We start from the raw sequence: 15,399 nt of genomic DNA, 5'->3' as shown, positions 1-15,399 counted from the left end.
TCGCGGTCGAACTGATCCGAGCTGCCCGCGTCAATCCGGGCGGAAGGCAGCGGTCCGCTCCTACCTGGAGTGCCACGAACGCAGACGAACCACGATCGGCGGGGCGCTCCGCAGCAGGACAAGGCCGGTGCCGAAGGGCAGCATGCGGATCTGCTCCGGCGGCATGATGTGACGCCGTCGTGTCGACCGCTGGATCGAGCGCGCGCCGTGCTCGTTGATGGTGACCGTATCGCTCGGGTCGTCTCGTTCTCCGATGAGTACCGAGAGTTCTTGCAGGTCTTTCGAGGCCGAGGCTCCGCCCAGGATGACCTTGACGATGGATGCGTCCCAGATGGTGCTGGCCGCGTGCTCGCCCCACCTCGCGCGGGCCTGAGAGAGCGACTGAAGGACGGGCATGGTCGTGATGCCGGTGCCGCCGCCCTCAGCCATGAGGACGGGGAGCGAGGGCAGGGGAGCGAGGTTGCCGATCTCGTCGAGTGCGAGCAAGAGGGGCGGGTCGAGGCGGGTGCCTGGTGATGCTGCTGCGAGGTGGCGTGCGGTTTCGGTGAGGTCTTCCAGGAAGGCAGCTACGAGGGGCCAAGCGGCCCCTGCGCCGGCGCCGGTGGCGAGTAGGTAGAGCGTCCCGTTGTTGGTGAGGAAGTGGGTCGGGTCGAACTCATCGCCTGGTGAAGGGCTGACCGCGTCGAGCACTTTGGGGTCCGCGAGGGATGCCATGGCCTGGGAGACGGCCATCCAGATCGAGTCGCGGGTGCGCGGGTCAGAGTGGATCATCCCGTGGATGGAGTCGGCCCATCCGGGCGCGGCGCCGCCGTGGCTGGCGAGGATCCCGACGGCGTCCATGGCTGCGGTGGCGGAGAGTGACCATTCGAACAGCACGCGCGTCGGGAGTCGGTCGAGAGCGGCGGCGTGCAGGAGCGCCTGGATGACGGCATGGGCGCGTCCTTCCCAGAAGCCACCTGACTCGGTGCCTCCCGCCGAGAGGCCGGTTGAGGACGCGAGCCCAGTGGCCCGGATCATGGCTGTCAGCGGGTCTTCGCAGCCACGGATCGGTGACCAGCGCACGCCGACGTCGCGTGCGTCGGTGAGGCCGGCGGTGAGGCGCTGCGGATCGAAGACTGCGACCGGGCCGACGTCGCGGCGCTCTCGGATCGTCGCCGCGAGGTTGTCGGGGCGGGTCGAGGTCGTGACGACGGCACCTGGTGCATCAAGGATCGCGTTCACCACCAGGTGCAGGCCTTTCCCAGAACGCGGTGGACCGATGACGAGGATCGAGTCTTCGACCGAAGCCCAGACACCCCGCCCGTGGCTCTTTCCGAGCAGGTAGCCGACGTCGCGCGCCTTGGGGTGGGTGAGCGATGGGCGCAGAGTGTGGCCCCGACGCAGCAGGGCCTTCTCTGAGGCGGTGTCGTCGATGTCCCAGCTGGTGGCGGTCCCGTGAATGCGGCTCGGGTCATGAGCGCTGCGGTGTCGCCCTCTGGAGACGAGCACCCACACCGTCCACAGGAGTCCGATCAGCAATGCGACCAGGACGAGCATGCTGCACCAGTACGCGACGGCCGAGAGGCTGGAGGCGCCGAGCGCTGGCCCGGGCGTACGCGGCTGTGCGACCACGCGTAGCCCGGCTGCCAAGCCTTCGGAGGGTTGCTCAGATCCGGTCGCGAAGGCGGCCATGGAACCGGCCGCGCGCAGCATGATCGCGAGCACGAAGACCCCGAAGATGGCGATCAGCGTGGCGTTGGTCAGCCCGTCGTCGACCGCTTGGCTCCGGGTGCTCATGCCGGCTGGTCGATCTTGGCCACGGCAGCGGACGTCATCCCGACCAGCAGCAGCTTGGACCCACGTCTGCCCAGGAGCGCGGGCGGCAGGTGCAGACTTGTTTGCCCGGCGCCATCGGCTGTCTGGGTGCAGACGACGTACGCGACGACGACTTCCTCACCCGGGTGGAACCCGTGGCCGTGGAGGCCCGGTTGAGACACCGGGGTCGGTACCTCCATCTTCGGGGCGGTCTCTGTTGCAGGCGGGGGTGTAGCGATGTCGGCGTAGGTGGTGCCGTCGGCTTCACGGATCTCAACGCGAACGGCGGTCCCGAGTTCGGTCGTGATTGCATCCAGTACTGACTGGAGGTCGCCGCGTCCCAACGCCTGATCGCTGAAATGGGGGGTGCCGTCGATATCGACGGTGAGGTGCCCGTCAGGGCTGATGTCGACGTGGACGGCGCTGAGAACGACCGGGATCTTCATAGTCCGAGTCCCGTCGAGTCATGGCGTACGCCGGTGGCCACCGCCGGTCTCCTGGCTTGATGGTTGAACGCCTCGCGGTCGAGGCCTGGCGGGTTGCCGTCCCCGATCTTCTGCGTGTCGAGCTTCTCGAGGATCCCCAGCGCAGCACTCCTGACGCGGTCGGCCGTCGAATGGATCACCTCGAGTGGAGTCCTGCCGGGGACACTCGATGCCCACGTGGAGACGTACGGGATTGTGTAGGTCGACGTGTCGTGGCCGTGCGCGGCGCCGACCATCAGGGCGATGGACTCAGCCTCGACCTCTGCGATGCCGCGATGCAGGGTCGCGTCCGCTGCCGGCTCGGTGGACATGGCGTCAGCGCGGGGGCTGTGGAGCAAAGCGTGCCCAAGTTCGTGGCTGAGCGTCTTGACCTGGGCTGCGTCATCCATGTCGACCCAGACCGAGACCTCGCGGGTGAGGAAGTCGGTCAGCCCGTTGGCCCCGCCGATCGCCGTGGCCGACGAGACCAACCGAAGGTCAAACCGCAATGCGGTGACCTGATCGGCCAGGCCATCCCAGAGGCCGGTGGGTGCTGCGCCCCGCAGCAGGTTGGGAGGGGGAAGTTCAGGCAACGGGTCACCTGTGGTCTGAGAAACGTCCCAAACGTGAGTCGGTTTGAGACCGATGAGTTTCGACCTCACGCTCTCGCCAAAGGCGGGCTTCTCTCCGCGCGCCAGACGATGCCACGACGCAGGGTCGGTGGGGGTCGCGGAGGCGAACCTGGCGGTGACCGGCGCGAGGATGCCGTACCCGTGCTGGCCCTTCTCGACATGGCGGCCGAGGGAGAGCCATTGGTGGAACCCCGCGACGTACGTGGGAGTGGGCGCGGGGACGCGCCCCTCGGTGTACGCCGCGCAGTGCTGGGCGTAGATGAGCATCGTGTTATTGAAACTGCGGGCGCGGAACTGGGCGGCAAACTCCAGAGCACGCTTCCAGTCCTCACCCGTGACGAGTGCTGCAACAGACTCGCTCAGTCGGTGGTGGAGCGCTTCCAGTTTGGCTTCCCGCGCGTCTATTCCGCGAACGTCAGTGGTCATGACGCCGTCCCTCCTGTCATGCGGCCGGTGGTGTCGAAGAGGGCGAGTTCGTCGGGGTGCATCTGGTGCTGCACGACGAAGGACCGGTTCTTGATCCGCCAGAGTCCTTGGCCGGTGCCGAGCGTGGGGATGAGGGACTGCTCGGTGCCCGTGAGACCCAGCGCGGCCGAGGTGGCCCCAAGCTGGTCGGACTCTTGGCGGTAGACGATGCGGGTCTCGGCGTTGGCGAGCAGCGAGGAGGCCAGCGCGCGCATCGCGGAGCCTTGGTCACCGACGTTGTCGAGGTCGGACAGCTTGTGAAAGATCAGCATGTTCGCGATCCCGTAATGCCGCGCGAGGCGCCAGTGGGCGTCTATTCGACGCAGGAGCGCAGGGTGCGACAACAGCCGCCAGGCTTCGTCATACACGACCCAGCGCTGCCCGCCGGCCGGGTCCATGAGCGCGGACTCCATCCACGCTGAGGCGCACGTCATAAGCACGGAGACGAGCGTGGAGTTGTCGGCGACTCGGGACAGGTCCAGGGAAATCATCGGCAGCGACGGGTCGAAGTTCACCGTGGAGGGGCCATCGAAGAGTCCGGCGAGGTCGCCGGCTACCAGCCGTCGTAGGGCGTGGCCAGCGAGGCGTCCGTCTTCGAGAAGTCGACCGTCGTGGTCATCGGTGGCCTCAGGTGCGAGAAGGCGGTCCACCACCATCGGGAGCACCGGCACGTCGGCCCCGTGGACTGTGCGGTCCAGAGCCACGTCGATCGCCGTGTGCTCGAGGGGAGTGAGGCGTCGGTCGAGGACGGTCTCGGCGAGAGCACCGATCAGGTCGCGTCGTCGGCTGGTGACCTGGCTGGCCCACTGTGCGTCGTCGAGCCCGGCAGGACGGTGGCCCTCATCGAGTGGGTTGAGCCGGTTGCGCATGCCGTGTCCGAGCGCGATGGCCTTGCCACCGACGGCCTCGGCGACGGCGGTGTGTTCGCCCTTGGGGTCGCCGGGCACGTAGACGCGTCGGCCGAACGGAATGGAGCGGGTGTAGAGGCTCTTGGCGAGGCTCGACTTGCCGGAGCCGACGATCCCGGCGAGTACGAGGTTTGGTGCGGTGATCAGGCCGCGGGCGTAGAGGACCCACGGGTCGTAGACGAACGACGATCCCGAGTAGAGGTCCTGGCCGACGAAGACGCCCTCGCTACCGAGGCCTCCTTCGGCGAGAAACGGGTAGGCGCCAGCGAGGGTCGCGGAGGTGTCTTGATGCCGGGGGAGACGGAACCGCCCAGGCGTACGCAGCGCGGCAGGACCAGGCTCGCCGGTGCGGGGAAGCAGCACGGTCGCGCGCTTCTCGGCCGCCAGGGCGGCGGCCTTCTGACGCGCTGTCGATCGCTGAACGTCGCGGTCGTCGTTGATCAGCGCCCGCGCGGAGGCGTTGCGGAGTTTGCGGTCGGTTCGCTTTTCGTGTCTGGGAGACACGAGGACGGCGGAGCGCAGGCGTGAATTCTCGGACCGTTTGGTCATAACGACATCCCGTGCCCGCGAGGCGGTTCGATCGACTGGTCGGCGTGGCTGAGGTCGTACGTGATCGTCGCCTCGAGCTCGTGAGCCTTGTCTAGGATCTTCGCCGCCTGGGCGACCATCACGGCAGCCCGGTGCAACTCCCAGGCGATTTGGTACGAGGCTGCGCTCCTTTTGTGGGCGTCGCCAGCCTGTTGTGCATGCTCTCGCGCTGGGCCCTCGTGGAGGGCGGCAAGCTGGTGAAGCGACTGCGCGCAGGAGGCGAGACCGTTCGAGAGGTCGCCCAAGATCGGGTAGATCGGGGTGGGGTCCGTAATGTGTCGGGTGGCATGGGCCAAGAGCCGGAGGGCTTGCCGCGCGTTGTCAGCGCGGGCTTCGGGGTCGTCGGAGCTTGTCATTGGCTACTCCCTAATGAGTTCTTCATTAGTGAGGTGGGCGGGGCGCTCCGGCCGATTGCTGCGTCTGGGCGCCCGTGCACGGCGGCGGTAGGGACGCACGCCGATGTCGTCCGATATCCGCGCGAACCTGGTTAGGCAAGTCGTTCTGGGCGGGATCTTGCATGTCGAACGGAGTTGCCGGTTCGTGCCGGTGGCGCTGTACCAGGGGGCAAACTACGTGTGTGAACTGGAATACCCGGCACCAAGACGCACCGCAGTCCCCGGCGCAAGAGCCGTTGGCAATGTGTACGGCCGTCGCACGGTCCATTGGGGCAAAGGCAGACAAGAACAGGTTCCGCGCCCGAGCGCTCACGGTGTTCACGACCGCCGCTACCGCGGCTATCCCCGTCTTCATTGGCCTCTCTGGGGACGACTTCGTGACCGGCAAGGTAGTCCCGAGTGTCTTGGCTGCCTTATGCGCGACCGTTGTTGCGCTAGGGCAGTTTGAGCGTCCACATGAGCGCTGGACCTTGTATCGGCGATATCAGCGGTTGCTGGAGGCAGACGCGAAGCGGTACACGTTCGGACTCGAGCCCTTCGACAACGACGATCGCGACCGAACGCTTGGCGCGCGAGTCGCTCAATATGAGTTGGATCTGCAAGCGGAGTGGGAGGGTCTCATCCCGAGCAGCGCCGAACTTGCGACTGCGACGAAGGTCGGGCCTACGCCGTGATTCCGACAGCGTTCGAGCACGCCTCTTGTGACTTCGTTAGCCACTACGGCTCTGGCAGTCTTCACGTCTACAGCTTCGGGGAGCACGAGGAAGACAACATCCTCTGCATTGAGGTGCCAGCGGCGCCGGATGGTGAAACGGATGTCGCGTTCCCCCTAGTGAGGGTCCAGAGTGCCTGCTATACAGCCGAAATATTTCGAGCGACCGACTGTGACTGCCACGAACAACTCCACGAGAGCCTCGTTCGCGTACACCGTGACGGGGGGCTTGTCGTGTACATGATCTGTGATGGTCGAGGTGCTGGTCTCCTGACCAAGGTGAGAGGGCTCGCCCTGGGTGATACCCAGAATCTGGATACATGGGATGCCTACGAAGCGCTCGGCGTGGAGCCGGATCCTCGCGACTACAGTCGGGTCGCGGCAGTGTTGAAGGACCGCGGGCTGCAATCTCTTCGGCTGCTCACAAACAACCCGCGCAAGATCGTCGGGCTCGAAGAGGTTGGATTCGACGTGGAGCACGTCTCGCTAAAGATCGATGCCACGACCTCGTCGCTTCCCTACTTAATCACGAAGCAGCGCAAGTTCGGCCATCTGTACGACTACACGGCGGGCGAACAGCGAGCGGACGACTGAATCGGCCCTGGCGTCCCTCGTGCTTCTCATGCCCTACTGTTGCGTCTAGGCGCAACCGCTCTAAGAGTTCAGGCGAACGGCGTGCCGTTAGAGTCCGCCGTCAGTCGACGAGTTCTCTGGTTCCTCAATGCCAAGGTCATGACGCGAAGCGGCACGAAACGCTGCGAGTGACGCTTCAAATTTAGCATATCCCTCATGGGACCATGCATAGGCTCTAACGTCCTTGCCAAATCCTCGGCGGCAGCCCTCGTCCCGCGGGTTCCGATGAGCAGTACGTTGTTAACCGATTCCACTAATGGTCGAAAGTGGTCCTCGAGTTCCGGGCCATCCAGATAGTGCTTGGGAGGGTTCATTCCTTCGTATTCCCTCTGGACTGAGTCGGCACCCAGTTGCGCAGCGACGTTGGTCAACTGCGAATACGCTTGCCGACGTTCGTCGTAGCGTTCCGCGATAGCGGCGCGGGTGGCTGCCTCCCGGGTCAGGCGCGCTTGGTGCCGACGTTCGTCTTCCGCTTGCCGCCTATTGTGTCTGTTGCTTAAGGCAAGAGTCCCGAGGCCGACAAGAGCCGGAACGATCAGTGCCACTCCGAATTTCACAAGTTCAGTCGTGTCCGCGTCCAATGTCTCTCATCGCCAGAAGAATCCAGCTCAGGACAACAACCTAGCTGACGTGCGGTGAAGTGCAGCGAATCCTGTGCCAGAAGCATGAAGTCACTTCATCCGCTGATCTGAAGTTCGACGAACGGATCTCCGATCCAAGTCGCAGTGAGAACAGACGCCTCGGACACCGGTAGCCGCTCGGGTAGGTGGGCTGCATTGATTAACATTTCCGAAAGACGGCGACAGCCTTGGAGGACCTCATTGGGGATCCGTCGCCCGTCTTTCTGTTTGAAAGTACTATCGATCCTTTTGCCGACGATCTTCTTATCGCTGCCCGTCAAGCGCCCTTGGTAGTTGCGCGCTTTCTCTATGAATGACTGCCACCGAACAGGGAACTGGGAACCGTCTTCAGCCCGAAGCATCTGATCACCGAACATGAACTCGATGGAGACGGCGCGTCCATTTACATCGCTTACCCCTAGGCCATCCGGGCCAAGAGTTGGGTACCTGCGCGCGTAAGCGACGTCCGGAAGGGTGGCCACTGAAAAACGATCAGGAAGCTTAGAGCCCACGAGTTGTTGGGCCGCTTCTCGGCCGGCCGTGTCGTTGTCAAGGACCGCTACGACCCTGTTCATTACTCCGGCTGCCGCCATTCCCTTCGTCAGCGAGACAACACGGTCTGCCCCTCCGGGTGGGTTGTGTTGGTGGAAGTCTAGGAACTCAAAACAGTGAGAAACCTGTGGCGCTGTCAGTTCGAGGGCACGCTTCAGCCAGCGCGCGTCGCTCGAGCCCTCGACCACTACGATCACAGGTCCATCGGCTGCGATTGCCGTAGACAGCCGCGCTCGTGCTGCCTGGTGCGGCAGCTCAGTCGGTTCTAGCCATCCACCGAGGAGCAAGTCGCTCAGGTCGACTGTGACCCTTGTGGTTGCCCTCGTTCGCGCCAGCGAGAGTGCAAGGGCGAACCGCGGATCGTCGAAAGCTTCGCGCAATGCTTCCCACCAGTCGTGAAGGAACTGGGTCTCCGAACTCACGCGTGGGAACTCTCCTTTGCACACAGCAGAAAGGCCGCGGCGACTGGTGAGGGCCCTTACGACAGAGGCTGCGTCCGGATAGGATGTTGCGCCTTCGGGCCAGAACTCGAAGGGGTCTTCGTTCTCGTAACCTTCCTGAATGAAGGCATGCGACAGTTTGTGCACCCAAGTGGTGCTGAATCCCTGTAACTCAAGCCGGGATCTGATGGTTCCCGCGGGCGCCGTGTAGTGGAAGAGTCGGGTGTGGCGAACGTCCGACTCCGATTCCGACCACGACTCGACTGACGGTTCGCTGCTTTCATTCTGATCCAGAAGTTCGATGTTGGGACCATTCACGACGATATCCTCGTCGGTGAAAACCATCATGAGTGCGTCAGATACATAGTTCTTGCCCCAGATAGGAACTTCTCTATCGCCGACTTCAACCCTCCACCAAGATCCCACCCCGGAACTGTAGCCGCCGCTTGCGAGGTCCGCCTAGGATTCTCTGGCCAATGTCCTGACCTCGCTCCGCTCCCTGGGTGCCGTGAGGCGGTCCGCCGAAACGCCCTATCTGGACGATGTGACGCGGATCTACCTCGTACCTCGGCCGGTCACAGGGACCGGGCGAGGGGCAACGTTGCGAGAGCGAAGGCCTGAGCCTGTTGGCCCCAGAGCCGCCGGGTCTCGCACGACGCTTGGATCGCTGCTTGTTCGATCCCCGCCACCCCGCGCTCCAGCTCCTCGGGGTCGCTGGCGCTGACGGTGATGAGTCCGGTGCAACGCAACACTCCATGGCCTGCGGTCAGGTCCGCCTCCTGCCGGAGCACGTCGTGGTACTCCGCTGACTGTTGGGCGTCTTCGATTTGCCCGATCTTCTGACGCTGCGCGGCGTCGGAGATGTACTCGGTCTTCTTCTTACGGATGTCTCGTGCGGCTCGGTCGGTGCGCATCGGCGTGTAGAGCAGTGTGAAGGTTCGCCGGATGCCCGACGACAGGAGGAGGGGCGCCAAGAACCCGGGGAAGACCAACGATCGGGGCCACTCGCTGATCCAGAGGACGCAGTGATGCGCGGAGTCGCTACGGAGACTTCCCCACGACTCGGTCACGGCCACCGGACCAGCTGTGGCCAGACCCCGGCCCAGGTCGCCGTGCCGCTCCAGCGCGCCGGCGACGACGGGGTCGTACGCCGAGCGCAGGATGACGGCGAGGTCGCCGGGTGAGAGCCAGGCACCGGGGGAGAGGTCCGCAGCGCGGAGGGCTGCCACGAGCGTCGCCATCTCCTGGCGCAGCACTGCGGCGGAACCCTTCATCCCACCGCCCGCCGCGCGGGTGGCTCGGGCGGACGCCTTCATGTCGAGCGAGATCGAGATGGTGCTCGCGTGCCGCTCCCCGGCGGGACCGGCACGGTCGATGAGTTCGGCGTACGTCCGCGACGTCCACGAGGAGTCATGGGTGCCGTGGTTGTCCCACCACTGGGCGAGGCCTTTGCCGGAGTCGGGCAGGGTCCGTTCCATCACCTGCACTGCAGCGATCCGTCCGGACCTGCAGGCGGTGGCGAGGACGCGTCCCCAGGAGACAACGCGGCGTTCCTGTTCGGCGGGATCGAGGAGCACGAAGGCGGGGTGCGCGACGCCGATGACCGCAGTCAGCGTTGCTGCATGGGGGTCGTGGACCATGACAGCCCCGGTCTCCGGGTCCAGCCATTGCCGCAGTCGCGCCGCGTCACCTGGAAGCGCCAGGGTGCCGGCGGGCCGGGGACGGACGATGCGGCGGCGATAGATGAGTTGCCCGCCGGCGGAGCGCCATAGCCAGACGAGACCGATGGGTCCCCATTCGACGAGCTTGCGACCACCGACGGACACGAAGACCAAGGCCACGCAGACGCCAATGACCGGCACGGCGATGACGACCGCACCGACGTACAGGCCGAGGGCCAGACTCCCTGCGCCGATACCCGCCATGACGAGCTGCAACGGGGACAACCCGAGGAGTACGCCTCGGCGGCTGAGGCGGGAGAACTTCACCGGCGTGAGCCGCGGCTCTGAGGCGGTGCTGGTGCTCATGGACCATCACCTCTCATTGGAAGGCGACAGCGCCGAGTCGGCCACATGGGGTGGCATCGGCGAGGGACCCGCCGGCTGGCTCGCTGAGGACGGTCCGTTCGCGTGGGCCGCGACGAAGTTGCCGAGTCGTGGCCCCGCGGCAGCGGCTTCCTTGGCGACGACGACCGCGCCCCCTGCAGCCCCGGCACCGCTCACCCCGCCAGAGCCCCGAGCCGCACTCACGCCGCCGCCACCGGACGTACCGCCAACTGGAGGACCCCCACCTGCGGGGACGCCGCCGGACGGGAGACCGCCACCAGAGTCGCCGCCCCCGAGCACCTTGACCGGCTCGGCCGCCCCGCCGCGCCCCGAGAGTGGAACCGGCATAGGCCGGTTGAGCGACGACTTGGCCTCCTGTTCGGCCGACATGGCGTGGTACATGTCGAAACCCATGAAGGCGATGGCCTTGTAGGTCAGGTAGGGCGCGAACCCGGCCATGAGCATCAGTACGACGCCGGCCATCGGTTGGCTGACCGACTCGAGGTCGGCGTCGATGGGCGCGGAGACCTGAGCTGTGGCGATCAGGAAGATCAGGACCAGAACGACCTTGGACAAGATCATCGCGATCACGAACGTCGCCCAGCGGCTGGCCCAGCTGCGGGTGACGTCCCAGCTGGCGCCGGCCAGGGCGATGGGCGCGAGCACGATCGCGATCAGCAGCAGTGCTTTGCGGATCAGCAGACTGATCCAGACGACCATCGCCCCGATGATCGAGAGGCTGGCAAGGAAGATGGTCAGGATGGCGCCCGCGCCGGGCGCGCTGAGGTTGATGGCGCCGAGCCCGACGGCAAGGACGGCGAGTTTGTCTCCCATCTCGTCCATGTTGGTCCCGGCGGCGTGGACGATGCCGATGCACAGTTGGTCGGTGACTTCGAGTGCTGTGGCCAGCAGGGTGAGGGCGACGAATGAGCCGAGGATCGACTTCGCGAGACCGAGAACCGCGCGGGACAGGGCAGCGGGCTCGCGCCGGATCATGCCTCCGATGACCTGGAGCATGAAGAAGCCCAGCATCACGAAGATGCCGATGCCGAACATGATGTTGTAGACCTTCGTGTATTCGCCGCTGGTGACGTCGACAAAGGTCGTGGTGGCGATGACGTGCCAGACGGACTCGAACATCCACTGCGCGGCGCCGCCCAAACTCTGCGCGAGCCAGTCGAATGGTGCTGTCACCACCGCCCCGGCCGCGTCGCCCGCTTCATTGCACACCGTCCGGAGCACCGGAACATCGCAGACACCCATGACGATCCCCTCAGACCTGCTGGCCGACGTTCCAGAAGAAGTTCACCAGCGTCACCGAGGCTCCACAGACGATCGCTGCGCCGAGGGCCACCAGTACGCCGACCTTGCCGCGGCCCGCGAGGTGCGGGTTGGAGGAGTTGGCGCCCAGGGACCACACGATCGCCGAGAGGATCAGTGCGAGTACGGCGAGGATCAGCCCGATCGTCATCGAAGCCCCCACGATGCTCCGCAACTGTTGGATACCCGGCAGGCCGTCCGAGTTGGGGCTGATCGTGATGTCGAGGGGGAGCAGGAGAACTGCGGCGGGAAGGTTCATCGGAGGGGCTCCTGACGGCGAAGGGCGGACGATCTACAGGTGAGCGCCGACGTCCAGCAGCCAGTTCGCCCAGGCCAGGACGGCGCCGGTCAGCGTGGCGCCGCCGAGCGCGACGAAGCACCCGAGCCGGGCTTTCTGGGCGGTGTGCCAGCTGCCCGAGTTAGCTGCGATCGCCCAAGTCGCGGCCGAGATCACCAGCATGAGGACGGCGATGATCAGGCCGTACGTCAGTAGTGCACCGACGATGGTGTGGAGGTCGCTGGCGCCGCCGACGGCGCCGAAATCGGGACTCGCTGCTGCGATGCGGATGCTCATCTCCTTGAGGTGCGCCCACGAACACAGCGGTCTGATAACCGGAAGTCTCCGAGTTGTGCTCCTCGAAGGGCCGTCAATGTGATTCCGTTGCCGTCGGTGCCACCTGACACGCTGGGTCATGAAAGTGGTGCCATGCAGTGATTCCGCACGAGATAGGGGCCAGAAGCGTGGACTCGGACATTGAGTTGGTCAGTGACGGTGACGGTCTTGCTGTGATCGGAGATCCGGCGGCCATCGAACGGTTCCTCGCGGACGAAGGCCTTCAGTCCAAGGCGCTCGCTTTGCCTCGCGTCAGCACGGTCGTTGGCGGCAGCGCCGCGGGCCTGCAGGCAGGTTCCCAGATTGCCGAGAGCTCCGGACGATGGGTGAAATTGACTGCCGAGTCGGCAGCCCAGGTGAAGAAGTACGGTCTGACGCCCACAGGTACCCCTGGTGTCGACCACGCCATGCTTGGTGCTCGCGGCAACATCAAGGGATGGATCCAGATCGCCAAGGGACCCGGCAGCATCGCGGCCAATCCGGCGATTCTTGCCGGGGGCGCTGGTGTGATGGCGCAGCTTGCTCTGCAACAGACGATGAGTGAAGTCACGGACTACCTGGTGAAGATCGATGCGAAGTTGGACGACGTGCTGCGCGCCCAGAAGAACGCGGTGGTTGCGCCGATGATCGGGGTCGGCCTCCAACTCGAGGAGGCCATGACGATCCGGGAACATGTCGGTCGCGTCAACGAGGTCACCTGGTCGAAGATCCAGGCGACCTCTGGCACCGTCGCGGACACGCAGGCCTACGCGCTGCTCCAACTTGATGCTCTCGCGAGCAAGTTCGAGCAGAAGTCGAAGGTCGGTGACCTTACGAAGGTCACCAAGGAGATCGCTCCCAAGGTTCGTGAGTGGTTGGCCGTTCTCGCTCGGTGCTTTCAATTGCTCGACGCGATCGCCGTGCTTGAGCTTGATCGTGTGCTGGAGACTGCCCCTGAGGATGCTGACGGGTACCGAACCGGAATCCGGGCAGCCCGAATGGAGCGTCGTGAAGCCATCTCACGGAGCACCGGCCGGTTGCTCGGGCGTCTCGGCGAGGCAGTAGCCATCGCGAACGCCAAGGTCCTCACGCACCCTTCCGCGTCACCGGCGATCGTGCAGATCTCCGATCGCACCGCTGACGCGGTCGACGAGTTCCATCAGCTTCTCGGCATCGAAGAAGCCTGGGAAGACCCCGAGACGCGACTTTGGGGGATGGCAGCGACGGAGGTGAAAGTGAAGGCGGTCGCCGCGGGTGTCGGGGGTGTTGGGGCCGTCAAGCGCTTCAGTTCTGAGACCGGCGGCAGGGCGCGGGAGGCCAGAGGCAGGATCGCCAACCGAGTCGCTGAACGATCAGGAACATGGCGATCACGCGACGATGAGAGCGACGGCATCGACTGAGGCCATCACCCCAGCCGTCGCACCGTCATAACCTCGCCCGCGAACTCGCCAACCGTCCCGTAGCGGACGACGTCGCCGGTCCGCGGCGCATGAAGGATCTTGTCGCCGCCGATGTAGATCGCGACGTGGTGAGGACCACCGGCGCCGGGGTAGCCAAAGAAGATGAGGTCACCGGGGGCCTTGTCGTCCCAACTGATGCCTTGACCGAGCTCGATCTGGTAGCCCGTGTAGTGGGGGAGTCGGATCTTTCCGTCCGAGGCTTGGTAGGCGGCGTAGAGCACGAGGCCGGAGCAGTCGAAGCCACCACCGGTGGGGCCGTCGAAGTTGCCGCCACCCCACACGTACGGCTTGCCCAGCTGTGATGCGGCTGCAGCGATCAGTGCGCCCGGGAACCCCGGTTGGAGATCGGTCGGCGGGTCGTCGGCAGGCTGTGCGCACTCCAGACTGCTGCTGAGGGAGGCGCCGCTGAGTGTGCTGAGGACCTTCTCCGCGACCGGTTGGTTGACGGCGTACCGATGCGGGAACGCGGAGACCTGCACCGCCTGCGCTGCTGCACCAGGTTCCATCGCCTGCCAGCCCTCAATGTCGAGGAGGCCGCGAGGTGAGCCACCGTTCGGCCCCGTCGCTCCGCCGTAGAACGCGCGGGATGACCACACCGGATCCATCAGGTCCTCGACGGTGCCCCAGCCTGCGGCGGGCCGCTGCTGAAACAGGCCGACGGAGTCGTGGTCGCTGCCATCGCCGTCGTTCGGGATGTTGCCTGACTGGGGGTAGGCGGTCGTGTTCGACAGCACCCTGAGGGAGGACTCGGTGAGCGCGGTCATGATTCCGATGAGTTGCCCGCGGGCTGGGATCTCCTCGTTCTTGCCGACGGCGATGACCGTCGCTGCCCGAGTGAGCTGCTGCTGAGTGAGGGTGACGGTCTCGCCGTGGGCGTTGGTCGTGCTCAAGCTGCCCGGCACTGTGCCGGTGACCCCGACGCTGCTCGCGGCCTGCTCATCCCAGAGGCAGGTGCCGGAGCCTGCAGCACCCGGGACGACGAGCACCGCGACCCCCAAAGCCGAGGCCCCGGGCGCGAGGAGCGCGACCGCGGCAGCCGCAGCAATGGCCTTCACTCCCATGGTTCGCTCACCGCAGTGGCATGTTGAGTTGGGAGAGCCGCAAGACGTGGCAGCGCTCGAAGGACGGCGGGCAGCCAACGAAGACCGTGAAGGAGATCGGGTGTACCACCTCGGCCGGTTCGCCGTTCCACACGCCGCTGCGGTGACGGGTGCCCGTGATGGTCACCGCCATCGTGCCTGGACGCAGTTGACCGTTCGACTGGGCGACGGCTGCAGCCCAAGAGTCCGGCACGTCGGCGGCGTCGATGTCGATGCGCTGCTCAACCTCCATCGCTCCCAGGGCCAGCCACTGGTCGACGCTCGGCAGATAGGTCGCGACGTCGGTGAGCAACCCGGGCGTCTCCTGGCCGGACGGATCAGCATCGGCCAACACCGAAGCCGTGTAGTCGGTCGGCAGGAAGCCTGTGCTCGTGTCCCAGTCGAAGAGCGCGACAGCGACTGCCCGGGCGTAGGTGATCGGGTCGGTGGTGTGGGGGAGCGACAGTTCCTCGGGCGCGGTGACGGGAGACGTCGCCTCGGACTGATCTGCGCTGGCGCCTGCGTACGTCGGAGTCGGCGCCGGTGTGTCGGGAGCCTGTCCACCGGGACCTCGGAGGAGCCCGTACACGCCGACCGCGAGGGTGATGACCGCCAGCGCACAACCGAGCAGGAGCATGATCTGACGACCGGTCAAGTGGGACATGGCGACTCCCATGATCGAGTCAGGAACGCTGGCTAG

At 65.5% G+C, this 15,399-nt stretch carries 15 protein-coding genes; 3 read left to right on the top strand and 12 right to left on the bottom strand.

Going from position 1 to position 15,399, the window contains the following annotated elements; translation table 11 throughout:
• Positions 1-60 precede the first annotated feature (60 nt).
• From FCL41_RS09495 to FCL41_RS09475, 5 genes are read right to left on the bottom strand one after another with little or no spacing between them, the layout of a single operon-like run.
• Positions 61-1,776 carry a TraM recognition domain-containing protein gene (locus tag FCL41_RS09495; protein WP_137065809.1) on the bottom strand — a complete coding sequence of 572 codons (1,716 nt, stop codon included), beginning with the start codon at positions 1,774-1,776 and terminating at the stop codon, positions 61-63.
• The gene (locus tag FCL41_RS09490; RefSeq protein ID WP_137065808.1) at positions 1,773-2,240 is read right to left on the bottom strand and encodes a hypothetical protein; all 468 of its coding nucleotides are present in this window, start codon (positions 2,238-2,240) and stop codon (positions 1,773-1,775) included. Before FCL41_RS09490 ends, FCL41_RS09495 begins: the two co-directional genes overlap by 4 nt.
• Positions 2,237-3,316, bottom strand: a complete 1,080-nt coding sequence (locus tag FCL41_RS09485; protein WP_175422346.1) for an ArdC family protein — start codon at positions 3,314-3,316, stop codon at positions 2,237-2,239. The genes FCL41_RS09490 and FCL41_RS09485 overlap by 4 nt, the downstream gene beginning before the upstream one ends.
• Positions 3,313-4,812 carry a VirB4 family type IV secretion system protein gene (locus FCL41_RS09480; RefSeq protein ID WP_137065807.1) on the bottom strand — a complete coding sequence of 500 codons (1,500 nt, stop codon included), beginning with the start codon at positions 4,810-4,812 and terminating at the stop codon, positions 3,313-3,315. Before FCL41_RS09480 ends, FCL41_RS09485 begins: the two co-directional genes overlap by 4 nt.
• Positions 4,809-5,207: a hypothetical protein gene (locus tag FCL41_RS09475; protein ID WP_137065806.1), complete on the bottom strand. Its 399-nt coding sequence runs from the start codon at positions 5,205-5,207 to the stop codon at positions 4,809-4,811. Before FCL41_RS09475 ends, FCL41_RS09480 begins: the two co-directional genes overlap by 4 nt.
• A gap of 161 nt (positions 5,208-5,368) precedes the next feature.
• Here FCL41_RS09475 and FCL41_RS17805 point away from each other — a divergent pair, with 161 nt between their 5' ends.
• Together FCL41_RS17805 and FCL41_RS09465 are read left to right on the top strand one after the other, a co-directional pair.
• On the top strand, positions 5,369-5,920 hold the full coding sequence (locus tag FCL41_RS17805) for a DUF4231 domain-containing protein (protein ID WP_137065805.1): 552 nt from the start codon (positions 5,369-5,371) through the stop codon (positions 5,918-5,920).
• Positions 5,917-6,552 (top strand): GTP cyclohydrolase II, encoded by a 636-nt coding sequence (locus FCL41_RS09465; RefSeq protein ID WP_170970245.1) that lies wholly within the window; start codon positions 5,917-5,919, stop codon positions 6,550-6,552. The genes FCL41_RS17805 and FCL41_RS09465 overlap by 4 nt, the downstream gene beginning before the upstream one ends.
• A 715-nt stretch (positions 6,553-7,267) precedes the next feature.
• Here FCL41_RS09465 and FCL41_RS09460 read toward each other — a convergent pair.
• From FCL41_RS09460 to FCL41_RS09440, 5 genes are all read right to left on the bottom strand, one after another.
• Positions 7,268-8,629, bottom strand: a complete 1,362-nt coding sequence (locus tag FCL41_RS09460; RefSeq protein WP_137065803.1) for a toprim domain-containing protein — start codon at positions 8,627-8,629, stop codon at positions 7,268-7,270.
• 149 nt (positions 8,630-8,778) lie between these two features.
• On the bottom strand, positions 8,779-10,230 hold the full coding sequence (locus FCL41_RS09455) for an SCO6880 family protein (protein ID WP_137065802.1): 1,452 nt from the start codon (positions 10,228-10,230) through the stop codon (positions 8,779-8,781).
• Between the two features lie 6 nt (positions 10,231-10,236).
• Positions 10,237-11,511, bottom strand: a complete 1,275-nt coding sequence (locus tag FCL41_RS09450; protein ID WP_137065801.1) for a type IV secretion system protein — start codon at positions 11,509-11,511, stop codon at positions 10,237-10,239.
• A 10-nt stretch (positions 11,512-11,521) separates the two neighbouring features.
• A complete protein-coding gene (locus tag FCL41_RS09445) occupies positions 11,522-11,827 on the bottom strand; it encodes a DUF6112 family protein (RefSeq protein ID WP_137065800.1) in 306 nt (101 codons plus the stop codon).
• Between the two features lie 33 nt (positions 11,828-11,860).
• The gene (locus FCL41_RS09440) at positions 11,861-12,142 is read right to left on the bottom strand and encodes a DUF6112 family protein (RefSeq protein ID WP_137065799.1); all 282 of its coding nucleotides are present in this window, start codon (positions 12,140-12,142) and stop codon (positions 11,861-11,863) included.
• Positions 12,143-12,309: 167 nt separating this feature from the next.
• On the opposite strand from FCL41_RS09440, the gene FCL41_RS09435 reads away from it, so the two are divergent.
• Positions 12,310-13,560, top strand: coding sequence for a hypothetical protein (locus FCL41_RS09435; protein WP_137065798.1), 1,251 nt, complete (start codon positions 12,310-12,312; stop codon positions 13,558-13,560).
• Positions 13,561-13,565: 5 nt separating this feature from the next.
• On the opposite strand, the gene FCL41_RS09430 is transcribed toward FCL41_RS09435, so the two are convergent.
• Positions 13,566-14,681: a C40 family peptidase gene (locus FCL41_RS09430; RefSeq protein ID WP_137065797.1), complete on the bottom strand. Its 1,116-nt coding sequence runs from the start codon at positions 14,679-14,681 to the stop codon at positions 13,566-13,568.
• A 7-nt stretch (positions 14,682-14,688) separates the two neighbouring features.
• Positions 14,689-15,363, bottom strand: coding sequence for a hypothetical protein (locus tag FCL41_RS09425; RefSeq protein ID WP_137065796.1), 675 nt, complete (start codon positions 15,361-15,363; stop codon positions 14,689-14,691).
• Positions 15,364-15,399 lie beyond the last annotated feature (36 nt).

Origin of the sequence: Nocardioides jishulii (assembly GCF_006007965.1) — a bacterium.
Lineage (GTDB): Bacteria > Actinomycetota > Actinomycetes > Propionibacteriales > Nocardioidaceae > Nocardioides > Nocardioides jishulii.
Note: the sequence above shows the minus strand (reverse complement) of the source record. Positions and strands in the feature narration are given on the sequence as shown.